Origin of the sequence: Streptomyces zhaozhouensis (assembly GCF_900230195.1) — a bacterium.
GTDB classification, from domain to species: Bacteria; Actinomycetota; Actinomycetes; order Streptomycetales; family Streptomycetaceae; genus Streptomyces; species Streptomyces zhaozhouensis.
Window position 1 is genome coordinate 42,025 of record NZ_OCNE01000029.1, and the last position, 6,000, is coordinate 48,024.

Annotated in this window: 3 protein-coding genes and 1 CRISPR repeat array (1 of these 4 only partly in view); all 3 genes read right to left on the reverse strand. The window is 69.5% G+C overall.

What is annotated here, in order from left to right:
- A CRISPR array of direct repeats spans positions 1–656; the repeat unit is 29 nt; unit sequence GTGCTCTCCGCGCGAGCGGAGGTGGTCCG (it extends 105 nt beyond the left edge of the window).
- Between the two features lie 484 nt (positions 657–1,140).
- On the reverse strand, positions 1,141–1,500 hold the full coding sequence (locus CRP51_RS26870; protein WP_097233955.1) for a hypothetical protein: 360 nt from the start codon (positions 1,498–1,500) through the stop codon (positions 1,141–1,143).
- Positions 1,501–1,507: 7 nt separating this feature from the next.
- Positions 1,508–2,245, reverse strand: a complete 738-nt coding sequence (locus CRP51_RS28590; RefSeq protein WP_141514677.1) for a hypothetical protein — start codon at positions 2,243–2,245, stop codon at positions 1,508–1,510.
- Positions 2,246–2,258: 13 nt separating this feature from the next.
- On the reverse strand, positions 2,259–6,000 hold a 3,742-nt coding region (locus CRP51_RS26880; protein ID WP_141514678.1), incomplete at its 5' end, for an RHS repeat-associated core domain-containing protein.

Here is a 6,000-nt window from a genome sequence, read left to right on the forward strand (position 1 = left end):
GCCATGTCCTCGCAGGTGTGCTCTCCGCGCGAGCGGAGGTGGTCCGGCCGCGCGGTCCTCTGGGCCCAGCGCGCCGACGTGCTCTCCGCGCGAGCGGAGGTGGTCCGGCAGCGAGGACCTTCGGTGAGATAAGGGTCGCGTGCTCTCCGCGCGAGCGGAGGTGGTCCGGGGATAGGCGGATGCCGCAGATCAGGGTGATGGTGCTCTCCGCGCGAGCGGAGGTGGTCCGGAGCTCGCAGGGTGGGTGAGCTGGCTGCGCAGGTGCTCTCCGCGCGAGCGGAGGTGGTCCGTCTTGGCCCTCCAACCAGTCGGCAACCTCTCCGTGCTCTCCGCGCGAGCGGAGGTGGTCCGCCCGCCGGCCGGACGGAGGGAACCTCCCCGGCGTGCTCTCCGCGCGAGCGGAGGTGGTCCGGCAGCGTGATCGTTGTCAGCGCTTCAGGGATCGTGCTCTCCGCGCGAGCGGAGGTGGTCCGGTGTTCATCTCGGGGCCGATGGCCGCCAGGACGTGCTCTCCGCGCGAGCGGAGGTGGTCCGCCCGCGCCGACCGGGCGCTGGCCCGCCAGCTGGTGCTCGCCGCGCGAGCGGAGGTGGTCCGCGGACGGCGGCCGGTACCTGGCGCAGGTCGTCGTGCTCTCCGCGCGAGCGGAGGTGGTCGAAGACATCGCCGTAGAACCCGATGTCGCTCGGGTCCTCCAGGTAGGTGTGGCTGACGTGGTTCTCCAGCAGCACGACCTGCATGTCGGACGGCCGGTTCCCAGAGGGTCGGAAGATCCGCCGCCGATCACGGCTTCGGCGTGCTCCTTGGTCTGGAACAGCCCGTCGATGACGCCCGGTCGGAACCCGCGACAGTACGAGATGTCCTCCTCAAGACCGATCAGGTCGACGAGGTCCTGCGGCAGCCGGTCTTCCAGTACGCCCCACCAGCGCTGCTTCTTGCTCTCGCCAGCGAGCGAAAGCCATCCCTCACGGGGCCCCCGGGTCGGTGACCCCGTAGAGGACCCGGAGCGTCTTCAGCCCAGCGGCCTGATCGGGCTGCGGGCGCGAACGCACGAGGCACTCCGGAAGCCGTGCGCGGAAGCGGCACTCAGAGGCCAGGGCGTTCTTTCCAGGGGCCGTCCTGGTACGTGTGGTCCTCGCCGCTCAGGCGAGTTGCTCCGGCGGCAGAGGTCGCCAGGGCAGGGCGGTGCGCCAGTCGGAACCGCCGGCGGCCCAGTCGTTGACGACCGAGACGAGGAAGTCCAGCCCCCACGGCTCGGGTCGGCGCTCCACCCGGGCGGTGCAGTGCGCGAGCGGGCCACCCTCGCGGTACTCCACGGTGTGGCTGCCGTCGTCCTCCAGCCGCACCTGGAGGTACGACTGCTCGGGGTCCGGAGCGTCGGCCCGTTCCACGATCAGGAACCGGAAGCGGTGGTTCATGTCCGCCAGTAGATCCCCCAACCGGTCGGGAGAGGGATCATCCCAGACGGTGCCGTCCCACTCGATGGCGCGGATCCTCGTCACGCGCGGTTCACTTCCCCCGCAGCCGCTCGTCCGCGAACGCCCGCAGCTCAGCCAGATCGAGCCGCCGCGCACCCTCGACGCCCGCCCCGGTCAGGACGAGGCCACCGTCCCACTCGACGCGCCACACCTCGTGACGCCGGTTCTCGAACTCGACGAAACTCCCCGGCGAGCCCTCCAACTCCCCCAACTCGTGGTGGAACATGGTGTGCCGCGCGAACCCCCTGGCACTCCCCCGGCTACGCGCCTGAGTCCTGGTGTTGTCGAACCGCATCTTCAGGTAGGGAACGGGCTCTCGGTCGAGGACCCAGGGATCGATCTGCCTCTCGCGTGCCTCCGCCTCCGCCTCATCCTCATCACCGGCGAATTCCAGCGCATACGCGGGGAAAACCACATAGACGAAGGGATTGAGTTCCGGGTTCTCGTACTCGTAGTGCCGGTGGATCTCTGGGGGGAGCGACACCAGAACGTCGAAGGAATAACCAGGTGCAGAGAAACCACTCACCGGGTTCAGAGGTCGAGTGGGCACCGCGAGTTCACCGGAGTGTGCCCGGATGAATTTCGCAACCGCCTCGTCCATACGCGTGTCACGCTTGCCCCGATAATGCGACTGAAACAGCACCCCACTGCTCGCGTCAACCACCCCGGAAAAGTTCAGACCAGGAGCCGGAGACCATTCCCAAGCGTCCGGAACTCCGTCCAGGGCAGCGACGTTGGGGAATGCCTCGACCGCATTCTTCAGGTCCATAACAAAACTCCTGTCAACTGCACACATAGTTCGGTCCCACGTCCTGCCGGTACGTGGTGTTCAAGTTAGCACCGCCCCGGGAGTTCTGGCTTCTGGTCATCGGCTCCAGGTTGTCGACGTCGTTGTAGAAGTCGTTCCGTGTCGCACGGTCGGTGTTGTATCCCTCGCGATTCCAGTGCTCGACGACGGGCTCTCGGTGTTCGTAGGTCAGTTCGTCGGTGGGCACGACACGCCCCCGACGGTCACGCCAGGTGAGCTGGTCGCGCGGGATGCGGTTGCCGCTGGCGTCGACCGGGGTCTGATTACCGGCCGCGCGGCCCTCGTCCGTCCACCGTGCCGCCATCTCGTCATGGGTGGACTGACGGTAGCCGCTGGGGTATTCAGTGCCCCGATTGTGCTGCTGGGGCGGTTGACTGGGGTCATGCGCGTAGCGGCCGTTCGACGGGTTGCGGTAGAGGCCGAGGGGGTCGATCAGCCACAGCGGGTTGGGAACGTAGGCGTACTGGTTGGCGTCACCGGCCAGACCGATCGGGTCGGGGGAGACGTAACGCGCGGCGTGCGGGTCGTAGTAGCGGTTGAGGTTGTAGTGCCAGCCCGTTTCCGCGTCCGCGTACTGGCCGGGGAACCGCAGCGGGCAGTCGACGGCACTCCGCTCGGTGGTATCAGAGAAGCGGGGGGCGCCCCACAGAGTGGTGCGGAGCTGCCAGTCGATCTCCCCTTCGGGGGAGACCAGCTCGGCCGGGGCGCCGGAACTGTCCGTGATCACCGCGTGGAACGAGCGGACGGGCGTCTGGTCGGTCGTTCCGCCGCCGCTCACGCCGCGCTGTGCGATCGGTCGGTGGGTGCCCTGGGCGTAGTCCCAGCTGATGACCCGGCCGTCGTCGGTGCTCTGCTCGGCCAGCCGCGTGCCGTCCCAGGTGAAGGTGACGGTCCGGGTGACCTCTCCCTCCTCGTTCAACCGCTGCTTGGCGATCCGCCGGCCGGCGGCGTCGTACTGGTAGCGCCAGTGTCCGCCGTGGGGAGTCCGGGCCTCGACCAGGCGACCGTCCTCGTTCCAGTGGTATCGGCTGATCCGGCGCTGCCCGTTGAGCAGCCGCTTGAGGGTGCGGATCAGCCGGCCCTGGGAGTCGTACTCGTAGGTTGTCCGGCCGGCGCGGCGCAGTTGGTTGCCGAGGAACTCGGTGGGCAGGTCGGCCGCCGGGCCGTCGGCAGAACCGTTTTCGCCAGAGGTGTCGTTCTCGCCGGGGCGGTACATGTTGCCCGCCGCGTCGTAGGCGTAGGTCTCGGTCCAGTCGTCGCCGCTCAGGGAGGTGACCCGGCCGGCGGCGTCCAGGGTGAACTCGCGGCTGCCGGTGGTCAGTTCCTCCACGGTCGTGAGCAGCCCGTCCGCGCGGTAGCCGAAGCGTCGGCGTTGCACGAGTGCGTCGGTGCCCTCGGTGGGGCGTGCGGTGACGGTCTGTTCGGTGACCCGGTTGTGCGCGTCCCACTCCTGGGTCAACGCCAGGGTGTCGTCGAGTTGCCGCAGCACCTCGCGACTGGAGGCGTCGTAGCCGAACCGCAGGTGGTGCTCGCCGGCGGTCAGCCCCTCGGGGCGGCCCGTCGCGTCATAGGACCAGGTGGAGACCGCGCCGGCGGGTGTGCGGCGCTCGATCGGGCGGCCGAGCAGGTCGTAACGGAACGTGGTGGCCTGACCGTTGACGGTCTCGCTGAGCAGCCGCCCCATCGCGTCGTACTCGCGTGAGACCAGCGCGTCCGGGCTCTGTGAGCGGATCTGGTTGCCGAGCGTGTCGTAGGCGAAGGCGAACTCCAGGCTTCCCGCCCGTTTGTGTGTGACCCGCCCGATCGCGTCCCGCGTGTAGACGATGGTGTGTCGTCCGTCTTCGCTGCTCCGCTCGACGAGCCGGCCCACGGCGTCCATGGCGTACGCGATCGTGCGGCCGGTGAAGTCCGTCTCCCCGACCAGCCGGTTGGCCTCGTCGTACCGGTAGGTCCACTGCCGGCCCTGGGGGTTGGTCACCGCCGTGAGGTTCAGCTCGGTGTCGTAGCTGAAGGCGTAGGTGGTGCCGTCGGGCTCGGTACGGCTGACGGCCTGACCGAAGAGCCAGGGCTCCATGGTGAGGGTGGCGCCGTCCGGCGAGGTGTGCGCCAGGAGTTTGCCCCGGCTGTTCCACTCCCAGGTCTCCCGCGTCCCGTCCGGCCTCTCCGCCCAGGCGGCACGGCCTTCCAGCGTCCAGCCGTAACGGGCGCGCTGCCCCGAGGGGTTGACCGTGGCGCGGATGCGGCCGAAGGCGTCGCGTTCGTGCAGGGTGGCGTTGCCCAACGGGTCGATGACGCGAAGGGGCAGGCCCGCGGCGTCGGACTCGACCCGGCTGGTGTGGCCCAACGGATCGGTGACCGTCGTGACCTCGCCGTGGTCGCCGTAGGTGTAGCGGGTCTCCGCGTTCGTCGGGTCGACGGTGGACACGAGGTTGCCCGCACTGTCGTAGCGGTGGTGCCAGGTGCCGGCCTCGCCCTCGGTGACCGTGACCGGCAGGCCCAGCTCGTTGTGTTCCGCCGTCAACGAGCCGCCGTCGGGGCGCGCCAGCGACGTCAGGTTGCCCATCGCGTCGTAGGTGAAGCGAGTGACGTGCCCCAGCTCGTTGATCTGAGCGGCGAGACGGCCCTCCTCGTTCCACTCGTTGCGCAGGGTGTTGCCCAGGGGGTCACTGGCCTCGATCAGCCGGAACCGGCCGTCGTGGCGGTAGCGACGGGTGTGGCCGAGGGAGTTGGTGAACCAGGTGGTGTGGCTCGGCTCGTCGTAGGCGATGTCGCAGTCCAGCACCCCGTCCTCGCCCCGGCCCGCGACACAGCGACCGGCCTCGTCGTACGCGAAGCGGTACCAGTGCCCCTCGGGATCGGTCCAGGACAGGACCCGGCCACGGTCGTCGTAGCCGTAGACCATCGGTCGCGGCGCGGACCCGTGCACCTCTTCCAGGTCGCCCCGCACGTCGTAGGCGAAACGGCGCAGCCGGGTACCGTCCTCACCCGCCTCGGGATCGCGCAGCCGCAGACCGACGACCCGGTCCGCCACGCAGTCGACGTCCATGTGGTAGCCGCCGCCGTGCCGCACGGCCAGGGGAATCCCGGCCTGGCCTCGGTCGATGGTGATGTCGTTGCCGTTGCGGTCGGTGATCCGGGTCAGGTAGAGGGTGAAGTTCTCGGTCCCGTGAGGAGCCTGGTGCAGGGGCGTGAAGTGTCGGACGCGCCCGGTGCCCGGGTCCGTGATCCGGATCCCGCCGTTCGCGTCCCCGTCCCAGTCGAGGGGAAGGTACGGCCCCTCAAGCGGCGCCTGGACTGTCCCGGGCCTGGGCGCGGGATAGCGGAGGATCATCCCGTCCTCGGTGGCGTAACGGACGCCTTCCTCGTCGATCTCCAGACGCTCGTCCAACGTCGAGGTCCACGAGGTGCCGAAGAACCGCCCCCACTCGTACCCGGAGACGTGCGTCCGGCGCAGCACCAACGGCAGCACGCCGGGGAGGTCCGCGTCGGTCTCCAGCATCAGGACCTCGCCCGAGGCCATGTCCACCGGGTCGCCGTTGAGGCACCGGCCCCCGGGGGGAGTGTCGCGCGGCGCTGGTATGTCGTCCGCGCCCCGCAGTCCGCCACGACCGAGGTTGCGCAGGCCACGCCCCGCGTTGCGTAGCCCTGCGGCCAACCCTGCGGCGGTGGTGATGCCCTTGAAGCCCGGGATGCAGTCGAGTGCCGCGAAAGCGACA

What these genes read in the sequence shown, in the direction of transcription:
- CRP51_RS28590 (WP_141514677.1), bottom strand. Translation starts at nt 2,245, where the DNA reads ATGGACCTGAAGAATGCGGTCGAGGCATTCCCCAACGTCGCTGCCCTG.